Here is a 20,075-nt window from a genome sequence, read left to right as displayed (position 1 = left end):
AAAACTACTTTATCACCTGGAACCTGAGGTTGGGACCTCTCTTTGGGGTTGAGGGATCGAAGACCTGCTGGTAGCCTCAAAGGTTCGCCCTTGCCTTCCGGTTGGGGCCATGAGGTGGACCATGAAGCGGACTTTTCAGCCCAACAACCGTCGCCGCGCCAAGACGCACGGCTTCCTTTCGCGCATGAAGACCAAGAACGGTCGCCTGGTGCTCAAGCGCCGGCGCGCCAAGGGCCGGCACGTCCTCGCACTCTAAGTGCCATGAGGGTGGCCGGGACCTACCGGGTCGTGCGGCGCCAGGATCACGCGGTTCCCGAAGTGGCTCCCCGCCCCCTGTTGGGCAAGGAGCAGGCTCTGGATGTCCGGGTGTGGCGCACGGCCGTAGGCGTCGAGCCCATGCTTCTGGTGAACGCCTCGCGCAAGCAGGGGCGCGCCGTCCAGAGGAACCGGTTCCGCCGCAGGGTACGGATGGCTTTCCTGCACGTGCTTCGTGAACAACCTGCGCTAGGTGGCAGCCTCGGCGTCGTGTGGGTCCGTCCCGCACGCAGCGCCAAGAAGGGCTGCCCATTCTCGTACCTGGAAATCGTTGGCCAGCTCCGTCTGGCCCTGAGCCGTTGGGAATCCCGATGAACAACCGGAATATGGTGATCTTCGTCGTCGCCAGCATTCTCATGCTGGTGGGCTACAACTACGCCATGAACAAGTTCTATCCTCCCAAGCCGGTGCCCCCGGCGGTGCGCATGGCCCAGGAGGAGAAGCCCGCCGCCACGGCCGCGCCGGCCGCTCCCGCCGCGCTCCCCGTGGCGCAGGGCGCCGTGGATCCCCAGGCCCGCTTCACCCTTAAGACCGCGACCCTCGGCCTCACCTGGCGCAAGCAGGACGGCGCCCTGGTGCAGATCGAATGGAAGGACGGGACCCCCTTCCTGCCCCAGGCCCGCAAGGACAAGGAGGGCCGCGAGGTGTCCCTGGACTTCCCGGGGCTGGGCAGCGCCCTCCAGAGCCGCTTCGAGGGCGATCCCGCCGTGACCGCCGTCGAGGGCGGCCGGAACGTCGTCTTCACGTCCGCCCAGGGGGACAGGCTCACCTACCGGGTGCCCGACACGGGCCATGTGGTGGAGATGCAGTGGTCCAGCCCCCGGGGCGCCGGGCTGAACCTTGTTCCGATGCCTTCCAATCTGTTGAACGTGCATGGGCTGGGCCGGGTCTTCACCCTCGATGCCAAGGGCGTCAAGGACGTGGCCTGGGCGGACATGCTGAAGGATCCCTTCTTCAGTTTCGTGGGCGCCAAGCGCAAGGTGCTTCCCCCCGCCTCCGCCAAGGTGGGCCTGGACGCGGGCGTGGATCTGGCCTCCAAGAGCCAGCGCGCCTGGTACTTCGCGGCCATCTGGGACGCGTCCGCCCCCACCGTCCGGGACGTGGCCCAGGGCTACAACCTCCTCCCCGACGCGTCGGGCAATGCCTCCGCCCGGCTCTACCTGGGCCCCAAGCAGGCCGAGGCCCTGGGTGCCTTCCACGCCCCCGGCCACGTGGCGGACGGCAAGATCTTCCAGAAGGTCATGGACTTCGGCTTCTTCGGCCTGGTGGCCCAGCTGCTCTTCCTCATCCTCCGCGGCATCCATCAGCTGGTTCCCAACTGGGGCTGGTCCATCGTCCTGCTGACCCTGGTCATCCGCGGCGCCCTCTGGCCCCTGAACACGAAGACCACGGTGCAGATGATCCGCATGAAGGAACTGGAGCCCCACCAGAAGGCCCTCCAGTCCAAGTACGAGAAGTTCGGCAACGACATGGCCAAGAAGGCCGAGATGCAGAAGGAGCTCATGGCCTTCTACAAGAAGAACGGCCACAACCCCATGGGTGGCTGCCTGCCGATGGTGCTCCAGATGCCCGTGTTCTTCGCCCTTTGGTCCATGCTGAACGCGGTGTACGAGCTGCGCCACGCGCCCTTCGCCTTCTGGCTCAAGGACCTCTCGGCCCAGGACCCCTACTACGTCCTGCCCATCCTCATGGGCGTCTCCATGATCGCCCAGCAGGCCATGACCCCTTCCGTGGGCGACCCCACCCAGCGCAAGATGATGATGGTCATGATGCCCGTCATGTTCACCTTCTTCTTCGCCACCACCCCGTCGGGCCTCTGCCTCTACTACCTGATGTTCAACCTGATCGGTATCCTGCAGACCTGGCTGGTCATGCGTTCCTACAAACCCCAGCCCGTGGTGGTCTGATCCGGAGGAAACATGCGCAAGGCCGCTTTGCCCCTTGAACAGGTCCCCGAACGCGTCGCCCAGTGGTGCGCCCACCTGGGCCTGAAGATCACCGCCGAACCCGGGCCTTCCGGGGACGAGACCCTCTTCCCCAACCGGATCGTGCTGGATGGCCCCGACGCCCATTGGCTTGCCGCCAACAAGGGCTTCGGCCTGGACGCCCTGCAGTTCCTGGTGCACGAGGCCCAGGGGGAGCGGGAAGAGAAGGGTCAGGCCTACCTGGACGTGCAGTCCTTCCGGCTCTTCCGCATGAAGGAAGTGGTGGCCATGGCCGGCATGGCCGCGGAAAGGGCCCGGACCCTCGGCAGCTACACCTTCGCGTCCCTCAGCCCCCGGGAAAGGCGCTGGGTGCACATGGTGCTCAGCCGGCAGCCCGGTTTCACCACCGAAAGCGAGGGCACGGGCACCTTCAAGGCACTGAAGGTGACCCGGGTCTAGGCACCCGGGGCCGGCATGCTGGACCCCATCTGCGCCCCGGCGACCCCGCTCCTTCCCTCGGCCATTGCCGTCGTGAGGGTCTCGGGCACGGGGCTCGGTGAGCGGCTGTCGCCCCTTCTGGCGTTACCGCCTGCTCGGCAGGCCGCATTGCGGACGCTGGCCTGGGAGGGCTTCCGCGAGCGCTGCCTGGTGATTCATTTTCCGGGCCCCCACAGCTACACCGGGGAGGATCTGGTGGAGTTCCAGCTGCACGGAAACCCCCTCCTGGTGCGGCGGTTCCTGGACCACCTGGCCGGGCTGGGAATCCGCATGGCGGAACCGGGGGAATTCAGCCGGAGGGCCCTGCTCAACGGCAAGCAGTCCCTGCTGGAAGCGGAGGCCCTCCGGGACCTGGTCGCCGCGGCGACGGACACGCAGCTGCGCCAGGCCCAGGCCCGGAGCGGCGGCGCCCCGGCCTGGATCGCCGAAGCCAGGGCGATCCTGGCGCCCTGGATGGCCCGGGCGGAAGCCAGCGTCGATTACGGGGAGGACGAGGGCATCGGCCTCGATGTGGAGGCCATGCGGGCGGGCCTGGCCCCCGCGGCCGACCTGTTCCACGTGGAACAGGGCAGGGCGGCCGGGGCGAAATGGCTGCGGGACGGGATCCGGATCGCCCTGGTGGGCCGGCCCAACGCCGGCAAGAGCACCCTGTTCAATGCCCTGGCGGGACAGGACCGGGCCATCGTCACGGACCTGCCCGGGACCACCCGGGATGTGCTGGAAGTGCGGGCCCAGTGGGCGGGACTGCCTTTGTACCTCTTCGATACGGCGGGCCTGCGCCACACGGAGGACCCCGTGGAGCGCCTGGGGGTGGCCCGGGTGCGGGAGGTGCTGGAACAGGTGGATCTGATCCTCCACCTGGTGCCCCTGCCGGACCCCGGACCGGACCCGGCCATCCTGGAGCGCCTGGAACCCTTCCAGGCCAAGGTGCTGACGGTGCGCAACCAGGCGGATCTGGGCGGCGGACCCAGCGGGGATCCGTGCATTTCCGCGGCGACCGGAAGCCTGGAGCCCCTGGCGGAGGCCCTGGGGAGGCGGTTCCTGGGGGGCCTGGCCCCGGACGCGTGCCTGGGCGCCCTGGATACGGCCCGGCAGCGGGGGATCCTGGACGACCTGGTGGTCCAGATGGAGCTCCTGGACGGCCTCGACCCTTCGGCCCCTCCCGAAGTCGCCGCCTCCCTGCTCCAGGGCGCCTGGGGCCTGCTGGCGCGGCTCACGGGGGAAGACCGGGCGGAGACGTCCCTGGACCAGCTGTTCTCGGGATTCTGTCTGGGGAAGTGACATAGACTGGATCCGGAGTGTTCCATGAATCCTGGTTTCGAGGCGGTCATCGGTCTGGAAGTCCACATCCAGCTGTCCACCCGTTCAAAGATGTTCTGCGCGTGCCCCAATGCCCATGGGGGTGAGCCCAATTCCCGCACCTGCCCGGTGTGCCTGGGCCTGCCCGGGGCCCTGCCGGCGCTCAACGCCGCGGCCGTTTCCGCGGCGCTGCGCCTGGGCCTGGCCGTGGGGGCGGAAATCCGGCCCAGGAGCACCTTCTACCGCAAGCAGTACTTCTACCCGGACCTGCCCAAGGGCTACCAGATCACCCAGGGGCCCGTGGCGATCGTGGAGAACGGGCATGTCACGATTCCCGGGGATCCGGCGGTGCGGGGCGTGGAAGGCCCGGTGCGGGCCGGCATCGAACGGGCGCACCTGGAGGAGGATGCGGGGAAGTCCACCCACGAAGGCCCCGGCGGAACCTCCCTGGTGGACCTGAACCGGGCCGGGGTGCCGCTTCTGGAAATCGTCGGGGCGCCGGACCTGCGCAGTGCGCAGGAGGCCTCGGACTACCTCAAGACCCTCCATCGCCTGGTGACCTTCCTGGGCATCTGCGACGGGAACCTGGAGGAGGGGTCCTTCCGGGCCGACGCCAACATCAGCGTGCGGCGCCCCGGCGAGGCCCTGGGCACCCGGGTGGAGATCAAGAATCTCAACTCCTTCCGCCATGTGCGCCTGGCGCTGGATTACGAGATCGCCCGGCAGGCCGGGGCCCTGGAAAGGGGCGAGCCCTTCCCCCAGGAGACCCGGGGCTGGGATGCGGAGCGGGGCGAAACCCGGAGCCAGCGCAGCAAGGAAGCGGCCATGGACTACCGCTACTTCCCGGAGTCCGATCTGCCGGCCCTGGTCATTTCCGAGGCGGAGGTCGCCCAGGCCCGGGCGGCCCTCCCGGAGCTTCCGGAGGCCCGCTGCGCCCGGTTCATGGCCCAGTACGGCCTCACGGCCTACGAGGCCGGGATGCTGCTCCAGACGCCCGAATTCGCGGCCTATTTCGAGGAAACGGCCGGGTGCTGCGGGAACGCGAAGCAGGCCGCGAACTGGATGCTGGGGGAAGTGAGCCGCACGCTGAACGAAGGCTCCGGCCGGATCCAGGATCTCCCGATCCCGCCCGCGCTCCTGGGAGGCCTTATCGCCCTGGTGGCCCAGGGGACCATCAACCTGAACACGGCCAAGGAAGTCGTTTTCCCGGCCCTGGTGCGGGGCGAGGGGGAGCCCGGGCAGATCGTGAAGGACCGGGGGCTCGCCCAGGTCACGGAACGGGCCCCGGTGGTGGAGCTGGTGGGCCGCGTGCTTTCGGCCCACCCGGGCCAGGTGGCGGAGCTCCGGGCGGGGAAGGCCGCACTGCGGGGGTTCCTGGTGGGGCAGGTCATGAAGGCCGGCAAGGGGAAGATCGATCCCCGGATGGTGAACGAAGTCCTCGACGAAGCCCTTGGTGGCTAGGGAGACGCCATGGAAGAACCCTCCGAAAGGGAAACCCCGCACGGCGTGGACCCGGACGCCTGGAAAGCGGTGGTCATGGGGCAGGCTTCCCGGGATCTGGTGGCCCCGCATCCGGAACCCGCCGAGGCCCCCGAAGACGAACTGGAGCGGGAGGCCCTCACCGATCCCGCGGCCCGGTTCCGGGAGGAGCACGATCCCCAGCCGACGCTCTGGCGGGTGGTGGTGCTGGTGGTGGTGGCCGTCGCGGCGCTGTCGGTGGTGTTCGGCCTGACAAGGTGACATGGAGGCGCGGCCCCGGGGGTGTTACCATGGCCGCGGAGCGGGGCGCGCCAAGGCCCCAGGGGAGTTCAGAATGGATCCGAAGGGTTGGGGCCTGAGCACGACTGCCATCCACGCCGGCAAGGCGCACAACGGAACCCGGTCCGTGACCACCCCCATCTTCCAGACCTCGGTGTTCGAGCTCATGGAAAATGCCGAGGGGGCGGAGTTCGCCAATGCCGTCGAGCCGCCGCAGTTCTACACGCGGTGGGGGAATCCCAATTTCAGTGAGGTCCAGCAGGTGGTGGCCTCCCTGGAAGGGGCCGAGCGAGCGCTGGTGACCAGTTCGGGCATGAGTGCCTTCGCCACGGTCTTCGACACGTTCCTGCAGCCGGGGGACCATGTGGTGGCCCCGGCGGCGGTGTACCTGGGGACCGAGCAGCTCCTTCGGCGGTGGGAGGCCCGCAAGGGGCTGAAGATCACCTGGGTGCAGAACACCCTGGATACCGGGGAGTGGGACGAGGCCGTCACGGACCGCACCCGGCTGATCCTTGCGGAAACGCCGTCCAACCCCACCCTGGCCGTCACGGACCTCGCGGCCATCGCGGCCATCGGCCGGCGCAAAGGGGTCCGCACCGTCGCCGACAACACTTTCGCGACGCCCATCTTCACGAAACCGGTGGAGCTGGGCATCGACTTGAGCGTTTCCAGCGCCACGAAATACCTGGGCGGCCACTCGGACCTGGTGGCGGGGGTCATCGCGGGCAGCGAGGCGGATATCGCCGCCTGCTGGGCGACCACCAAACTCACGGGCCCCACCCTGGACCCCATCGCCGCCTGGCTGTTGCACCGGGGCCTCAAGACGCTTTACCTGCGGGTGCGCCGGGCCTCGGATAACGCCCAGTCCCTGGCAGCTTGGCTGCTCTGGCAGCCCCAGGTGGCCCGGGTGGACTATCCCGGCACCAAGGACCACCCGGGCCATGAGGTGGCCACGCGCCAGATGAACGGCGGATACGGCGCCATGATGAGCTTCGATCTGCGGGGAGGCCTGGTGGCCGGCCAACGGTTCTGCGAGGCGCTCCGCATCATCACCCGGGCCGTGAGCCTGGGTGGCGTGGAGAGCCTCATCCAGCACCCGGCGAGCATGAGCCACCTGCGCACGCCGCCCGAGGTCAAGGCCCGGCTCGGCATCACCGACGGGCTCCTGCGCTTTTCCGTGGGCATCGAGGACGAGGCGGACCTCAAGGCCGACCTGGAAACCGGATTCCTGGCGGCGGACGCGGCGAGGTAGGGCGTGCGGCTGATCCTCAACGGCAGGGAGCGGGAGACGCCGGAACTGGCCACGGTGGCGGACCTGGCCCAGTGGCTGATGCTCCCGGGATTCGGCAGCGCGGTGGAACTCAACGGAGAAGTGGTGCGCAAGGCCAGCTATGGGACCACGGAGCTGCGGGACCACGACCGCCTGGAGGTGGTTCGCCTGGTGGGCGGCGGCTGATCAGAGGACGGCGAGCACGTCCCAGGTGCCGCCCGGGAAGGTGGCCCGGATCCTCTGGGTGGCCAAGCGGGTGGTGTCCAGGTGAACCGGCTTGCCGTGGGCAGGCTCATCCGACACGAACCGGTGGAATTCGTCCACCAGCCCTTCGTCGAGAAGCTGCCGGGCCAGGATGCCTCCGCCTTCGAACAGCACCCGCCCCACGCCCCGGGCGGCCAGTTCGTGGAGGAGGTGTTTCAGGCTGACCCCCCCGGGGCCCGGCGGGAGCTGAAGGTCCTCGACGCCCCGGATGGGGGGGCAGTCCTCCGCCAGGGCGCGCAGGACGGGTTGGCCGGCGACCGGCAGCCAGACCTTGCGGGTACCGGGCAGGCGCCCGTGGCTGTCCAGGACCACCCGGAGGGCCTGACGATGGGGGGCCGTGGGGCGGGGCCACCGATCCGTGAGGCGGGGGTCATCCACCTCCACGGTCCAGCGGCCCACCACCAGCGCCTCGGTGGCCCTGCGGAGGGCATGGGCCAGGTTCTGGATTTCCGGCGAGGTGACCTGGGTGCTCTGGCCTTCGGGGCCCAGGGAGCCGTCGGCCCCCAGGGCCAGCTTGAGCACCACCCAGGGCAGGCCCGTGCGGATGAGCTTGAAGAAGGGGGCGTGGAAACGGGAGCAGGCAAGGCCCAGGACCGATTCCGCCACCTGGACGCCATGGGAGCGGAGGATGGCGATGCCGCCCCCGTCCACCCGGGGGTTGGGGTCCTTCACCCCCACCACCACCCGGGTGATCCCCGCGCGGATGAGGGCGTCGGTGCAGGGGGGGGTGCGGCCATGGTGGCAACAGGGTTCGAGGGTGACGTAGGCGGTGGCGCCCCGGGTGTCCTGATCGCGGATTTCCGCGTCCCGGAGGGCCATGATCTCGCCGTGGGGATCGCCGGCGCGGGTGTGGACCCCCTGGCCGATGACGGAACCATCCTGGACCAGGACGCACCCGACGGGGGGATTGGGACTGCTGAGGCCCACGCCGCCCATGCCCTGCCGGATGGCCAAGGCCATGAAATGCTCGTCTCCCGTCAGGGATTCCGGATCCGGGAAGGGCCCGCCGCAGGCGAGTTCCCAGGCCAGGAGGTCCGTGAGGGGCCGTTCACACATCGAGGAGGCCGTCCACGAAGGTTTCGGGATCGAAGGGAATCAGGTCGTCCACCTGCTCGCCAACGCCCACGAAGGCGATGGGAAGCTTGAGGCGCTCCAGGATGGCCACGGCGATGCCGCCCTTGGCGCTGCCGTCCAGCTTGGTGAGGATGAGGTCGGTGATGCCGGCGGCCTGCTTGAAGGCCTCGGCCTGCACCAGTCCGTTCTGCCCGGTGGTGGCGTCCAGGACGAGGATGACCCGGTGGGGGGCCTCGGGGATGACCTTCTGGAGGCTGCGGCGGATCTTGTCCAGCTCCCGCATGAGGTGATCCTTGGTGTGGAGGCGGCCGGCGGTGTCCACCAGCACCCAGGGAATGCCCTTGGCCAGCGCGCTGGTGGCGCCGTCGAAGGCGATGGCGGCGGGGTCTCCGCCCATCTGGTTGCGGATGACGGGGACGCCCGCCCGGGTGCCCCATAGCTCCAGCTGATCGATGGCCGCCGCCCGGAAGGTATCGCCGGCGACCACCAGGACATCCTCGCCCCGGTCCTTGAGGTGGGCGGCCAGCTTCCCGAGGGTGGTGGTCTTGCCCACGCCGTTCACGCCCACCAGGAGGCACACCTGGGTCCCCCGGGCCAGGAAGGGGCGGGGGGGCACCTGGCGGAGGATCTTCAGCAGCTCGTCCTTCAGCACCGCCTTGGGGTCGATGTCCCCCGAGCGCTTCATTTCGAACCGGAGCCGGTCCATGAGGCGCTTGACGCCGTGCACGCCCAGGTCGGCCTGGAGGAGGAGATCCTCCAGTTCCTCCAGCTGGTCCTCGTCCAGGCGGCGCAGGCCCAGGAGCCGGCCCATGGGGGCCAGGACCAGCTCCTGGGTTCGCTGGAGTCCCTGCTTGAATTTCGTGAACAGATTACCGAACAGACTCACGGGGACCTCGGTGGGCAGGCCTAGGGCATTTCAGATTCGGGCGTGCTGCGCCGTCATTTCCGGGCGCGGGGCTTCTTGCGTTTTTCGGGACGGATCCACCCGTCCAGGGCCATCTCGAAGACCTCCTCCACGTGCTTGACGGGGTGGAAGCGGAGCTTCTTGCGCACTTCGGGGGCGATCTCCTCCAGGTCCTTCTGGTTGGCGAAGGGGATGACGACCTCCCGGACGCCCACCCGCAGGGCGGCCAGGGCCTTTTCCTTGAGGCCGCCGATGGGCAGCGCCTCGCCCCGGAGGTCGATCTCCCCGGTCATGGCCAGGGTGTTCAGGACGGGCAGGCCCTTCAGGACGGACAGGAGCACGGTGGCGATGGCCAGGCCGGCGCTGGGGCCGTCCTTGGGGATGGCGCCCTCGGGGAAGTGGATGTGGAGGTCGTTCTTCTGGAAGACTTCCGGGTCGATCTCGAAGGCGTCGCTGCGGCTGCGGATGTAGCTGAGAGCCGCCTGGGCGCTTTCCTTCATGACGTCACCCAGCTGGCCCGTGAGGACCAGGGCGCCCTTGCCGGGCATCTTGAGGGCCTCCACGAAGAGCACCTCGCCGCCCGTGGAGGTCCAGGCGAGGCCGGTGACCACGCCCACCCGGGGGGCCTTGAGCCGCTCGTCCTGCAGCAGCTTCACGGGGCCCAGCAGGTCATGGACGTTCTTTTCGCTGAGGGTGATCTTCGTCTTCAGGTCGCCTTCGGCCACCTTGCGGGCCACCTTGCGGCAGACGGTGCCGATTTCGCGCTCAAGCTGGCGCAGGCCCGCCTCGCGGGTGTAGCCGGTGATGATGGCCTGGAGACCCTTGGTGCTGAAGACCAGCTGCTTTTCGGTGATGCCGTTCTTTTCCAGCTGGCGGGGGATCAGGTGGCGCTCGGCGATGCCCACCTTCTCCTCCAGGGTGTAGCTGGAGAGGTGGATGATCTCCATGCGGTCCCGGAAGGCGGGCTGGATGGGATCCAGCTCGTTGGCGTTGGTGAGGAAGAGCACCTGGCTCAGGTCGATGGGCACGTTCATGTAGTGGTCCCGGAACGTGTGGTTCTGTTCGGGGTCCAGGACCTCCAGGAGGGCGGCGGAGGGATCGCCCCGCATGTCCCGGCCGATCTTGTCCACCTCGTCCAGCATGATCACGGGGTTCATGGACTTGACCTGGTGGAGGGCCTGGATGATCCGTCCGGGCATGGCCCCCACGTAGGTGCGGCGGTGGCCCCGCACTTCGCTTTCGTCGTGCACGCCGCCCAGGGAGATGCGGTTGAACTTCCGGCCCAGGGCCCGGGCGACGCTCTTGCCCAGGGAGGTCTTGCCGGTGCCCGGAGGGCCCACGAAGCAGAGGATCGTGCCCTTGTGCTCGGGGTTCAGCTTGCGCACCGCCAGGTACTCCACGAGGCGGTCCTTGATCTTCTCCAGGCCGTAGTGGTCCTCGTCCAGGATGCGCTTGGCCTCCTTGAGGTCCAGGTTGTCCTCGGTGAGGGTGCCCCAGGGCATTTCCGTCATCCATTCCAGGTAGGTGCGGGTGACGGCGGTCTCGCTGCTGTCCGGGTGCATGCGCTCGAGCTTCTTGAGGTTGCGGTCGATCTCCAGGAGGGGCTCCTCGGGGACCTTCAGCTTGGCCATCTTGTCCCGGAAGGCCTGGATCTCCTCGGCCAGTTCGCTGCCCTCGCCCAGCTCCTGCTGGATGGCCTTGAGCTGCTGGCGCAGGTAGTACTCCCGCTGGCTCTTGTCCATTTCGCCGCGGGCTTCCATGGTGATCTTCTGCTGCACTTCCAGGAGATCGATTTCCCGCATGAGGAGTTCGTTCACGCGCTTCAGGCGCTGGGTGGGGTTGGCGATCTCCAGCACCTCCTGCATCTGGGGCGGCTTGAGATCCAGGTTGGAGGCCACCAGGTCCGCCAGGCGCCCGGGGCTGTCCAGATTGGAGGCGATGACGAGCACTTCCTGGGGCAGGTTCTTGCCCAGGGCCACGGCCTTCTCCAGGGTCTGCTTCACGGAGCGCAGGAGGGCGTCCAGCTCGATGTTCCGTTCGGCGATCTCGGATTCGGAAAGCACTTCCACCTTGGCCTTGAACTGGCTCTCGGTTTCCGTGAAGTACTCCACCCGCACGCGCTGGAGGCCCTGGACCAGGGCCCGGACACGGCCGTCCGGGAGCTTCAGAACGCGCATGATGAGGGCCGCGGTGCCCACCTTGTAGAGGTCCTCCGGGCCCGGGTCGTCCATTTCCATCTGCTTCTGGGACAGCAGGAGGATCATGCGGTTCTCCACCAGGGCCGTGTCCACGGCCCGCAGGGACTTCTCGCGGCTCACGGAGAGGGGGAGGATCACGTAGGGGTAGACGACCACGTCCCGCAGGGGCAGGACGGGCAGGACGTCCGGGATCTTGGGGGACTCGTCCACGGTCTGGGGAGCTAGGATTTCTTCGGCCACGGCATACCTCGGGGTCTCAGTTTAACTTGATGCGCGTCAGCGGGTCTTGCGTCGCTTGGGATGGCCGGGCGGCTCGGGTTCGACCCCCGGGAAGAGCGGGGTGGACGCGAAGGGAAGGCCATCGGCCGGGGGGGGCTGGGGTTGGGCCTTGGGCCGCGGGGGGGCGGGCCGCACCGGGACTGTGGGGCGGGCGGCGGGAACGGGGCTGGGGGGGGGCACCATCAGGCCCTCCAGGGCCTTCACGAAGTCGGGGAGGTCCTTGAAATCCCGGTACACGCTGGCGAACCGCACGTAGGCGACGGAATCCAGGCCCTTGAGGGCGTCCATGACCATCTCGCCCAGTTGGCGGCTGGGCAATTCCCGGTCGCTCATTTCCATGAGGCGGGCCTGGATGTCCCCGGCGACCTCCTCCAGCCTGCCCAGGGGCACGGGGCGCTTCTGGCAGGCGGCGGTCATGCCCCGCATGAGCTTGTGGGGATCGAAGGCCTCCCGGCGGCCGTCCTTCTTCACGATGAGGATGGGGAGCTCCTCCAGGCGTTCGTAGCTGGTGAAGCGCCGCCCGCACTTGAGGCACTCCCGGCGCCTCCGGATGGCGTCCCCTTCCCGGGATTCACGGGAATCCACCACCTTGTCTTCGATATGGCCACAGAAGGGGCAACGCATGCCTCCAGAGTAACCCAAAGGGGAGGTCCGGAACCGCGCTGTTCCACGTGGAACAGCGGCTCCGGGCGCAAAAAGCCTCATCCTGGAAGGTGCCGGGGCCGATAATGAAGTGCCATGGCAGACGCCATTCCCTCCCTTTCCCCCACCCCACCCACCGCGGATCCCGTCCGGGCAGGGCAGGGTGCGGGCGGAAAGCCGGGCGGTGCCCAGGGGGCCGATCCCAAGGGACGGAAGGCGGGTGGCGCCGACACTCTGGAGCTTTCCCCGGAGGCCAAAGCCCAGGTGGCCAAGCTCCAGGCCCGGGATGCGGCCGTGAAGGCCCACGAGGCGGCCCACATCGCCGCCGGGGCGGGCGTCGTCACCTCGGGGGCCAGCTACGCCTACCAGCGGGGGCCGGATGGGCGGAACTACGCGGTGGGCGGGGAAGTGTCCGTGGACACCTCGCCGGTGAAGGGCAATCCCCAGGCCACCCTCGCCAAAGCCTCCCGCATCATGGCGGCGGCCATGGCGCCGGCCGACCCTTCGGGGCAGGATCGGTCGGTGGCAGCGGCCGCCTCGTCCATGGCCTCCCAGGCGGCGGTGGAACTGGCGGCCAAGGGCGCCAAGCAGGGCGGGAAGCCCTCGTCAGGCAGCCTGATCGATACGGTGGGCTAGTCCCAGCCGATCTGGCGGCCCTTGTTCTGGGTTTCCAGCCACTGGGTGAGGGGCCGGAAGTACTCGGCCATGGCGCGGGTGGAGAGATCCTCGCCGGTGGTGTCCTTGAGGAGCTTGCGCCAGTCCACCGTGGCGCCCTTCTCCATGAAGGCCTTGAGGAAGGCCCCAACGTCCTTGCGGTTGGAGTAGTCGGCGGCGTGCACGTCCTGGTGGAGGATGTTCCGGCAGATGTAGTCGTGCATCTGGTACTTGAAGACCGTCGCCATGGCGTAGTTGTAGTAGTAGGCGGGGGTGTCGTTGATGTGGGTCTTGGTGGCGGGGTCGCAGAAGCGCTCGTCCCGGGGGGAGGGGGGCTCCACGCCCTGCTCCTCCTTGACGATCTGCCACCAGCGCTCGTTGAGCTTGTCGGCGGGCATGGCCTTGCCGTAGAACTCCGCCTCCCATTCGGTCATGGTGCCGCTGGCCCAGAACATGAAGGGGATGGCCACTTCCAGGGCGTCGTTGAGGAGGATCTTCATGGCGTCGGGCTGGTAGCCGGGGGGCAGGACGCCGGTGGATTTCAGGTAGGGGATCTGGCGGGTGGCCAGGGCGATGAGCTCGCCGATGCCTTCGTGGAAGGAGGGATTGGCGCTGGTGCGCAGCAGGGGGGGGACGGCGGGGTTGGTGTAGCTGATGAAGTAGTAGCCGTGGCCCAGTTCGTGGTGGCAGGTGCCGAACCACTCCATGTTGGGCTCGACGCTCATGAGGGCGCGCACGTCGGTGTCCAGGTCCAGGTGCCAGCAGGAGGCGTGGCTGTTCTTCTTCCGCTCGGAACCGGCGGGCACGGGGTAGAGGTCGGATTTCGCCCAGAAGGAGGCCGGGAGCTTGGGGAAGCCCAGGCCCACGTAGAAGTTCTCGGCGGTCTTGACGACCTTTTCGGGGGTCCAGCCCTTGAAGTAGGGGTCGAAGTCCACCCCCTCCACGAACCCGGTCCAGTTCTGGCTCCAGCGGTTGTTGATCCAGTGGGCGGGGATGGTGCGGGGCACGGGCTGGTGATACTTCTTCGCCATCTCGTATTTCACCCAGGTGTGGAGCTGGAGGTAGAGGGGGCGCAGCTCCTTCAGGAAACGGTGGTGCATGTCGACCATTTCGGCAGGGGTCATGCCGTGCTTGGCCACCTGCAGCGCGAAGTAGTCCGGGTAGCCCAGTTCCCGGGCGCATCCGTTGCGGAGATCCCGCAGGCGGAGGAGGTTTTCCCGCAGGGGGATGCCGTTCTCCTTGGAGGCCTCCCAGGCCTGGCGGCGCCGGGCGAGGTCGTTGCTGGAGGCGAGGATGTCATCCAGGCCGTTGGCGGAAATGGGCTTGCCATCCAGGTGCCAGGTGAAGCCGTTCATGAGGGAGGCCTGGAGGGTTTCGGCGGCGATGCGGTCCCCGGTGAGCCGGGGGTTCGTCATGGGGCCCTCCGCGGCGTTGAAGAGGACCCATTCCAGCTCCCGCCAGGTGGTTTCCTGGAGCTGGTCCTTGTGCCGCAGGAGATCCCGGGCCTCCAGGATCAGCACGGGGTTGCCGTTGAAGGCGGCCAGGGCCTTGCCGGCGGTCTCCGCGGAGGCGTCGTGGACGGGCTTCACATCGGTGCTGGCTGCCCAGCTGGCTTGTTGCTGTACGTAGGTGAGGGCCTGGTAGCCGGCCTCGACCACCTTCAGGAAGCGCTCCGCGCGTTCCTGCACGGGGTTGACGGCCTGGGCGACCAGGGGGATGCCGAGGACGAGGGCGGGGATGATGCGCATGGGGCCTCCGGTTTCCATGATTCTGCTGGAGGATCGGTTCCATGGGAACAGCCGGGTGAAAACCGTCACACCCCATCCGGAACCCCTGAAGGCGAGGCATGGGGTCTCCCGGCATGGTACCCTTCATCTGTGAACGATTGATCTTCGTTTCCATTCTTTATGAGGTTGCCCTATGCGCTACCTGCCCACGGCCCCTTCGGAGGATCGCGCCCTGCTTGACGCCATAGGCGTCCAGAGGGCCGAGGAGCTCCTGGTGGGGATCCCCGAATCCCTTCGCCTCAACCGGGAACTGAAGCTTCCCGGGCAGCTGTCCGAACAGGAAGTGCTGGCGGAACTGCAGGGCCTGGCCAACCGGAACACGGCCTTCACGGCCCGGTTCCTGGGGGCGGGGGCCTATGACCATTTCGTGCCCTCCGCGGTCGATCAGATGATCAGCCGGCAGGAGTGGTTCACGGCCTACACGCCCTACCAGCCGGAAATCAGCCAGGGCACCCTCCAGCACATCTTCGAGTACCAGACCCTCATGTGCGACCTGACGGGGCTGGAGGTGGGCAACGCGAGCCTCTACGACGGCGGCACGTCCTGCGTGGAAGCGGCGCTCATGGCGGTGCGGCTCCAGAAGAAGAAGAACACCATCCTCATCTCCCAGGGCCTGCACCCCCACTACCAGGAGGTGCTCTGCACCAACATCACGCCCCACGAGGGCCTGAAGCTGGTGGTGGTGGACCTCAAGGACGGCGTGACCGACCTGGAGGACCTCAAGGCCAAGCTCAACGGCGACGTCGCGGCGTTCCTGGTGGGCTACCCGAACTTCCTGGGCTGCGTGGAGGACCTCGGGGCCATCGGCGAGCTGGCCCACGCCGCGGGCGCCCTGGTGGTGTCCGTGACCCAGGAGGCCCTCTCCCTGGCCTGGTTCCAGGCCCCGGGCCGCGCCGGCGCCGACATGGCCTGCGGCGAGGCGATGTCCTTCGGGAACCGCCCCAACTTCGGCGGTCCCTTCCTGGGCTTCCTCACGGTCAAGGACGCGCAGAAGCGCGAGATCCCCGGCCGCGTGGTGGGGCAGACCAAGGACCTGGACGGGGCCACCGGCTACGTCCTGACCCTCACCGCCCGGGAGCAGCACATCCGCCGGGACAAGGCCACCAGCAACATCTGCTCCAACCAGGGGCTGGTGGCGCTGCGCGCCAACATCTACCTGCAGCTGGCGGGCCCCGAAGGCCTCCAGGGCCTGGCCGCCCAGAACGCCGCCAAGGCGCAGTTCCTCCGGGAACGCCTCCTGGAGCTGCCGGATTTCACGGCGCCCTTCGACGCGCCCTTCTTCAACGAGTTCGTGACGGAGTACAAGGGGGACATGGCCACCCTGCAGGCGGAATGCGCCAAGGAGGGCATCCTGCCGGGCCTGGACCTGAGCCCCTACGCCGCCAACCTCAAGAACCGGATCCTGTGGTGCGCCACGGAACTCAACAGCCGCGAACAGATCGAGCACCTCGTCGAGGTGCTGGCCCGCGTTCCCAGCGTGGTCGCATAAGGACGAAGCCATGATGAACCGCACCCGCGAACCCCTCATCTTCGAACGCTCCGTGGCCGGCAAGATCGGCATGGACCTGCCCAAACTGGATGTGCCCGCCGCCAAGGACACCCGTCCGGCCCACCTGCGCCGCACCTCCTTCGACGCGATGCCTTCGGTCACCGAAGTGGACGTCATCCGGCATTTCACGCGCCTTTCCAAGTGGAACTACGGCGTGGACGACGGGCTCTATCCCCTGGGCTCCTGCACCATGAAGCACAATCCCCGGCTCAACGAGAAGACCGCGGGCCTGGACGGCTTCTGCGACAGCCACCCCATGACCGCCGCTCCCTACGTGCAGGGCAACCTGGCGGTGATCCACACCCTCCAGGAATGGCTGAAGGAGATCACCGGGCTGGCCGCGGTGACCCTGCAGCCCAGCGCCGGCGCCGCAGGCGAGCTCACCGGCGCCATGCTCATCCGCGCCTTCCACGTGGCCCACGGCCGCAAGCGCCGGGTCATCCTCATCCCCGACAGCGCCCACGGCACCAACCCGGCCACGGCGGCCATGGCGGGCTACGAGGTGGTGGAGATCGCCTCCCAGGGCGACGGCACCGTGAGCTTCGCCGATGTCACCGACGCCTCAGGCAAGGTGAAGAAGGGGCTCACGACCCTCCTGGCCGAGCTGGGCGAGGAGGTGGCGGGCCTCATGATCACCAACCCCAACACCCTGGGCATCTTCGAATACCGCATCAAGGACATCTGCGAGGCCCTCCATGCCGTGGGCGGCCTGGTCTACATGGACGGCGCCAACATGAACGCCCTGGTCGGCGTGGCGCGGCCCGGGGACTTCGGCGTGGACGTCATGCACCTGAACCTCCACAAGACCTTCTCCACCCCCCACGGAGGCGGCGGCCCGGGATCCGGTCCCGTGGCCTGCTCCGCGGCCCTGGAGCCCTTCCTGCCCCGGCCCGTCGTGGTGCGGGAGACGAAGGCGGTGGGCGAGGGCCAGGTGCCCGTCCACACCTACCGGCTGGACTGGGACCGCCCGCAGAGCATGGGCAAGGTCCACACCTTCTTCGGGAATTTCGGCATCCTGGTGCGGGCCCTCACCTACTGCGCCAGCCACGGCGGCGACGGCCTCCGGGCGGCCACCCTCCGCGCCATCGTCAACGCCAACTACATCCGCAAGCAGCTGGAGGGCACGTACCACCTGGAATACCAGACGCCCACCCTCCACGAGGTGATCTTCGACGACAGCTTCCTGGCTCCCCACGACATCCACACCCTGGACGTGGCCAAGGGGCTCATCGACCGCGGCTTCCACCCGCCCACCATCTACTTCCCGGCCATCGTCCACGGGGCGCTCATGATCGAGCCCACCGAAAGCGAGGGCAAGGAGGAGATGGACGCCTTCATCGACGCCATGAAGGACATCGCCCGGGAGGCCGCCGAGAACCCCGAGGCCCTTCACCAGGCCCCGGTGCTGGCCCCCATGCGCCGCCTGGACGAGACCACCGCCGCCCGGAAGCCCGTGCTGCGCTGGACCCGGCCCCAGTAGAAACCCTCCGCCCGATGCCCCCCGGTCCAACTGGGGGGGGTAGGAGCCTGGCTCGTATTGGTACGTGTCCCAGACGTTCGCCCTGTTTCGTCATCGCCGGCCAAGCCGGCGATGACGGAGGCGTGCGGAAGAGATCTTGGGGCTGTGCTACGCCCAACTCACTTCGTTGAGCAGACGAGAATTCGGAAGGGAAGGGCTCTCCTGGAAGGCCCAGGCGAGGAGAGCGGCTCCCATGCTAGCGTTGGCGCGGTCCAATGCCCTCCTCGCAGCACGCGAAGAGAGGCCCTGAGGTGGGTCGGGGCCAATGGGTGAAAACACAGGCCCAACCATGGGATGAGAGCCTTCCGTTGCTGCGGGCTTGGCCCGCAGCAACGAACCGGGGCGAACGTCCGGGACACGTGCGATTACGTAGCCGGGCCCCTAGGGTCGGCCGGCCTGGGTCCAGGCCAGGAGGATGAGTTGGGCGGTGTGTTGGCCGGCCCGGGCGAGTTGTTCCTTCACCACCGGGCCCTGGCGCTTGCCGAAGAGCATCCAGTAGAGATCGGGCTTGTCGCGGCCGTGGAAACCCGTGGCGTCGGAAGCGCGATCGTCGGCCAGGAGGGCGGGCACCAGGGCGTTGGTTTCCTCCAGCCACCGCCAGGGGGCCTGGAGGAGGTTCGGCTCCAGGGCGGCGGGGCGCACCTCCGGTTCACCGGTCATGCGATCCACCAGGCCGGTTTCCCAGCGGCTGTGGAGGCCCCTTTGACCGGACATCTGGCCGTCATAATTGGCCACGGTGTGCAGCGGCACGTGGAGGTCGGCCACGTAGTGGCTGAGGATCGAAGTCCGGTAGGCCACCTGGGCCCGGTCCCCCTTGCGGAAGGCCTGGACCAGGTCCTTCACCCGGTCCTGGATCACCCAGGGGGCCTGGCCGGACCGCTGGAAGACGGCGGGGCCGACCTGTTCCCGGGCTTCGCTCTGGAGGGTGGGCACCCCGCCCGGGTAGCGGTCCAGTTCCATGAAATGGCGGGGGCCTTCCAGGGGGTCGTCCTTCCAGTGGTCGGGATCGCTGCTGTGGTCCTCCACGAAGGCCTCCTGGCCCTTGAACCAGGCCGCGGGTCCCGGGGGCAGGTCCCGGAGGGCGAGACCCGCGACCGTCCGGTGCCCCCGGCGCCCCCAGGCGGCCAGGGGGGAAGGGGTGCCGAGGATGGCCAGGAGGAGGAAAAGGGGGAGGCGCATGCACCTATCTTAGGGGCTAGGAGGGGTGAGACGAAGTCGCGCTACCGGGAGGGGTGGGCGCTCGTTCTTGCGGCTGGTGGCTGGGGGCGGCCCGCCTGGTCCCAGGCGAAAAGGATCATGCGGGCCGTGCGCTGGGCGGCGAGGGTGAGCTGCTCCTTCACGTGGGGGCCCTGCAGTTGCATGAACGCGGTCCAGTAGGGGGCGTCCGCGGCGTCCACCTGGGGGGCGGAGCTGCTGGCGCTCAGATCGTCCCGCAGGACCCCGGCCACCAGGGCGTAGCTTTCCCGGAGCCAGGCCCAGGGGGCCCCGGCGGGGTCGGCGCCCAGGCTGGCGGGGCGGATTTCCGGCTCCCACCCATCCCGGTCGACCAGGCGCTTGACCAGGCCTTCCTCCCAGCGGTGGTGGACCCCGCGCTGGCCGGTTTCCTTGCCGTCGTGGTTGGTGGTGGTGTGCAGGGGCACCTGCAGGTCGGCCACGTAATGGCAGAGGATGGAGGACCGGTAGGCGACCTGGTACGGGTCGCCGGCGGAAAAGGCCTCCGTCAGGTCGTGGACCCGGGCCAGGATGGTCCAGGTCACCTGGCCGGACTGCCGGAAGAGATCGGGGCCCAGGGCGTTCCGCGCGTCGTTCTCGTCCAGGGGGACGGCTGCGGGGCCGCCGTAGGGTTCGCAATTGAGGTAGTGGTGGGGGCGCTCGGTGGGGTCCTGTCCCTTCCAGATATCGGGATCGCTGGCGTGATCGGGCAGGGTGGCTTCCAGGGACCTGAACCACAGGGCCACGTCCGGGGGCAGGTCCTTGAGGGCGAAGGAGGCGGCCAGGCGGTGGCCCTGGTTGCCCCAGGCGAGGGCGGGAAGGGCCGTCAGGGCGGCCGCGGCCAGGAGGGAGGCGAAACGGGTCATGGTTCCTCGGGAAAGGGGCTTGGGAGCCGGTCAGCCCACGAGTCTGGCCGCCCCTTCCTTAT

At 68.4% G+C, this 20,075-nt stretch carries 18 protein-coding genes and 1 pseudogene; 12 read left to right on the top strand and 7 right to left on the bottom strand.

Annotated features, from left to right (window positions below; genetic code table 11):
* Nucleotides 1-121 precede the first annotated feature (121 nt).
* From rpmH to thiS, 9 genes are all read left to right on the top strand, one after another.
* Nucleotides 122-256 carry a 50S ribosomal protein L34 gene (gene rpmH, locus R2J76_RS21500; RefSeq protein WP_005035876.1) on the top strand — a complete coding sequence of 45 codons (135 nt, stop codon included), beginning with the start codon at nt 122-124 and terminating at the stop codon, nt 254-256.
* Nucleotides 257-261: 5 nt separating this feature from the next.
* Complete coding sequence (locus tag R2J76_RS21635) at nt 262-630, top strand: ribonuclease P protein component (protein WP_394366773.1); 369 nt, start codon at nt 262-264, stop codon at nt 628-630.
* Nucleotides 627-2,222: a membrane protein insertase YidC gene (gene yidC / locus R2J76_RS21495; RefSeq protein WP_316413723.1), complete on the top strand. Its 1,596-nt coding sequence runs from the start codon at nt 627-629 to the stop codon at nt 2,220-2,222. The genes R2J76_RS21635 and yidC overlap by 4 nt, the downstream gene beginning before the upstream one ends.
* Before the next feature lie 12 nt (nt 2,223-2,234).
* Nucleotides 2,235-2,699: a R3H domain-containing nucleic acid-binding protein gene (locus R2J76_RS21490; RefSeq protein WP_316413722.1), complete on the top strand. Its 465-nt coding sequence runs from the start codon at nt 2,235-2,237 to the stop codon at nt 2,697-2,699.
* 15 nt (nt 2,700-2,714) lie between these two features.
* Nucleotides 2,715-4,019 (top strand): tRNA modification GTPase, encoded by a 1,305-nt coding sequence (locus R2J76_RS21485; RefSeq protein WP_316413721.1) that lies wholly within the window; start codon nt 2,715-2,717, stop codon nt 4,017-4,019.
* 24 nt (nt 4,020-4,043) lie between these two features.
* The gene (gene gatB / locus R2J76_RS21480) at nt 4,044-5,498 is read left to right on the top strand and encodes an Asp-tRNA(Asn)/Glu-tRNA(Gln) amidotransferase subunit GatB (protein WP_316413720.1); all 1,455 of its coding nucleotides are present in this window, start codon (nt 4,044-4,046) and stop codon (nt 5,496-5,498) included.
* 9 nt (nt 5,499-5,507) lie between these two features.
* On the top strand, nt 5,508-5,777 hold the full coding sequence (locus R2J76_RS21475; RefSeq protein ID WP_316413719.1) for a hypothetical protein: 270 nt from the start codon (nt 5,508-5,510) through the stop codon (nt 5,775-5,777).
* Between the two features lie 73 nt (nt 5,778-5,850).
* Complete coding sequence (locus R2J76_RS21470; RefSeq protein WP_316413718.1) at nt 5,851-7,047, top strand: trans-sulfuration enzyme family protein; 1,197 nt, start codon at nt 5,851-5,853, stop codon at nt 7,045-7,047.
* 3 nt (nt 7,048-7,050) lie between these two features.
* Nucleotides 7,051-7,251 (top strand): sulfur carrier protein ThiS, encoded by a 201-nt coding sequence (thiS, locus tag R2J76_RS21465; RefSeq protein ID WP_316413717.1) that lies wholly within the window; start codon nt 7,051-7,053, stop codon nt 7,249-7,251.
* Here the strand turns inward: thiS and ribD are convergent, their stop codons facing one another.
* The 4 genes and pseudogenes from ribD to nrdR all read right to left on the bottom strand — a co-directional run.
* A complete protein-coding gene (gene ribD / locus R2J76_RS21460) occupies nt 7,252-8,385 on the bottom strand; it encodes a bifunctional diaminohydroxyphosphoribosylaminopyrimidine deaminase/5-amino-6-(5-phosphoribosylamino)uracil reductase RibD (RefSeq protein WP_316413716.1) in 1,134 nt (377 codons plus the stop codon).
* Nucleotides 8,378-9,289 carry a signal recognition particle-docking protein FtsY gene (ftsY, locus tag R2J76_RS21455; RefSeq protein WP_316413715.1) on the bottom strand — a complete coding sequence of 304 codons (912 nt, stop codon included), beginning with the start codon at nt 9,287-9,289 and terminating at the stop codon, nt 8,378-8,380. Before ftsY ends, ribD begins: the two co-directional genes overlap by 8 nt.
* A gap of 53 nt (nt 9,290-9,342) precedes the next feature.
* Nucleotides 9,343-11,745, bottom strand: a complete 2,403-nt coding sequence (gene lon, locus R2J76_RS21450) for an endopeptidase La (RefSeq protein WP_316413714.1) — start codon at nt 11,743-11,745, stop codon at nt 9,343-9,345.
* Nucleotides 11,746-11,964: 219 nt separating this feature from the next.
* Nucleotides 11,965-12,408: pseudogene (gene nrdR / locus R2J76_RS21445) on the bottom strand (transcriptional regulator NrdR); the annotation flags it as partial.
* A gap of 114 nt (nt 12,409-12,522) precedes the next feature.
* Between nrdR and R2J76_RS21440 the strand changes: the two are divergent.
* On the top strand, nt 12,523-13,062 hold the full coding sequence (locus R2J76_RS21440) for a putative metalloprotease CJM1_0395 family protein (protein ID WP_316413712.1): 540 nt from the start codon (nt 12,523-12,525) through the stop codon (nt 13,060-13,062).
* On the opposite strand, the gene R2J76_RS21435 is transcribed toward R2J76_RS21440, so the two are convergent.
* Nucleotides 13,059-14,828, bottom strand: a complete 1,770-nt coding sequence (locus R2J76_RS21435; protein ID WP_316413711.1) for a M2 family metallopeptidase — start codon at nt 14,826-14,828, stop codon at nt 13,059-13,061. The two genes, R2J76_RS21440 and R2J76_RS21435, sit on opposite strands and share 4 nt — an antisense overlap.
* Nucleotides 14,829-15,000: 172 nt before the next feature.
* Between R2J76_RS21435 and gcvPA the strand changes: the two genes are divergently transcribed.
* Together gcvPA and gcvPB are read left to right on the top strand one after the other, a co-directional pair.
* Nucleotides 15,001-16,356, top strand: a complete 1,356-nt coding sequence (gcvPA, locus tag R2J76_RS21430; RefSeq protein ID WP_316413710.1) for an aminomethyl-transferring glycine dehydrogenase subunit GcvPA — start codon at nt 15,001-15,003, stop codon at nt 16,354-16,356.
* Between the two features lie 10 nt (nt 16,357-16,366).
* Nucleotides 16,367-17,896 (top strand): aminomethyl-transferring glycine dehydrogenase subunit GcvPB, encoded by a 1,530-nt coding sequence (gene gcvPB, locus R2J76_RS21425; protein WP_316413709.1) that lies wholly within the window; start codon nt 16,367-16,369, stop codon nt 17,894-17,896.
* 420 nt (nt 17,897-18,316) lie between these two features.
* On the opposite strand, the gene R2J76_RS21420 is transcribed toward gcvPB, so the two are convergent.
* Both R2J76_RS21420 and R2J76_RS21415 read right to left on the bottom strand, forming a co-directional pair.
* Nucleotides 18,317-19,114 (bottom strand): S1/P1 nuclease, encoded by a 798-nt coding sequence (locus tag R2J76_RS21420; protein ID WP_316413708.1) that lies wholly within the window; start codon nt 19,112-19,114, stop codon nt 18,317-18,319.
* A gap of 41 nt (nt 19,115-19,155) precedes the next feature.
* A complete protein-coding gene (locus R2J76_RS21415; RefSeq protein WP_316413707.1) occupies nt 19,156-20,013 on the bottom strand; it encodes a phospholipase C/P1 nuclease family protein in 858 nt (285 codons plus the stop codon).
* Nucleotides 20,014-20,075: the final 62 nt, after the last annotated feature.

The sequence above is a fragment of the Mesoterricola silvestris genome (assembly GCF_030295405.1).
In the GTDB taxonomy this organism is placed as follows: domain Bacteria; phylum Acidobacteriota; class Holophagae; order Holophagales; family Holophagaceae; genus Mesoterricola; species Mesoterricola silvestris.
This window is presented reverse-complemented; position numbering and strand designations above follow the sequence as displayed.

Coding starts and splice junctions, on each gene's coding strand:
- rpmH (WP_005035876.1), top strand. CDS start 122: ATGAAGCGGACTTTTCAGCCCAACAACCGTCGCCGCGCCAAGACGCAC.
- R2J76_RS21635 (WP_394366773.1), top strand. CDS start 262: ATGAGGGTGGCCGGGACCTACCGGGTCGTGCGGCGCCAGGATCACGCG.
- yidC (WP_316413723.1), top strand. CDS start 627: ATGAACAACCGGAATATGGTGATCTTCGTCGTCGCCAGCATTCTCATG.
- R2J76_RS21490 (WP_316413722.1), top strand. CDS start 2,235: ATGCGCAAGGCCGCTTTGCCCCTTGAACAGGTCCCCGAACGCGTCGCC.
- R2J76_RS21485 (WP_316413721.1), top strand. CDS start 2,715: ATGCTGGACCCCATCTGCGCCCCGGCGACCCCGCTCCTTCCCTCGGCC.
- gatB (WP_316413720.1), top strand. CDS start 4,044: ATGAATCCTGGTTTCGAGGCGGTCATCGGTCTGGAAGTCCACATCCAG.
- R2J76_RS21475 (WP_316413719.1), top strand. CDS start 5,508: ATGGAAGAACCCTCCGAAAGGGAAACCCCGCACGGCGTGGACCCGGAC.
- R2J76_RS21470 (WP_316413718.1), top strand. CDS start 5,851: ATGGATCCGAAGGGTTGGGGCCTGAGCACGACTGCCATCCACGCCGGC.
- ribD (WP_316413716.1), bottom strand. CDS start 8,385: ATGTGTGAACGGCCCCTCACGGACCTCCTGGCCTGGGAACTCGCCTGC.
- R2J76_RS21440 (WP_316413712.1), top strand. CDS start 12,523: ATGGCAGACGCCATTCCCTCCCTTTCCCCCACCCCACCCACCGCGGAT.
- R2J76_RS21435 (WP_316413711.1), bottom strand. CDS start 14,828: ATGCGCATCATCCCCGCCCTCGTCCTCGGCATCCCCCTGGTCGCCCAG.
- gcvPA (WP_316413710.1), top strand. CDS start 15,001: ATGCGCTACCTGCCCACGGCCCCTTCGGAGGATCGCGCCCTGCTTGAC.
- gcvPB (WP_316413709.1), top strand. CDS start 16,367: ATGATGAACCGCACCCGCGAACCCCTCATCTTCGAACGCTCCGTGGCC.
- R2J76_RS21420 (WP_316413708.1), bottom strand. CDS start 19,114: ATGCGCCTCCCCCTTTTCCTCCTCCTGGCCATCCTCGGCACCCCTTCC.
- R2J76_RS21415 (WP_316413707.1), bottom strand. CDS start 20,013: ATGACCCGTTTCGCCTCCCTCCTGGCCGCGGCCGCCCTGACGGCCCTT.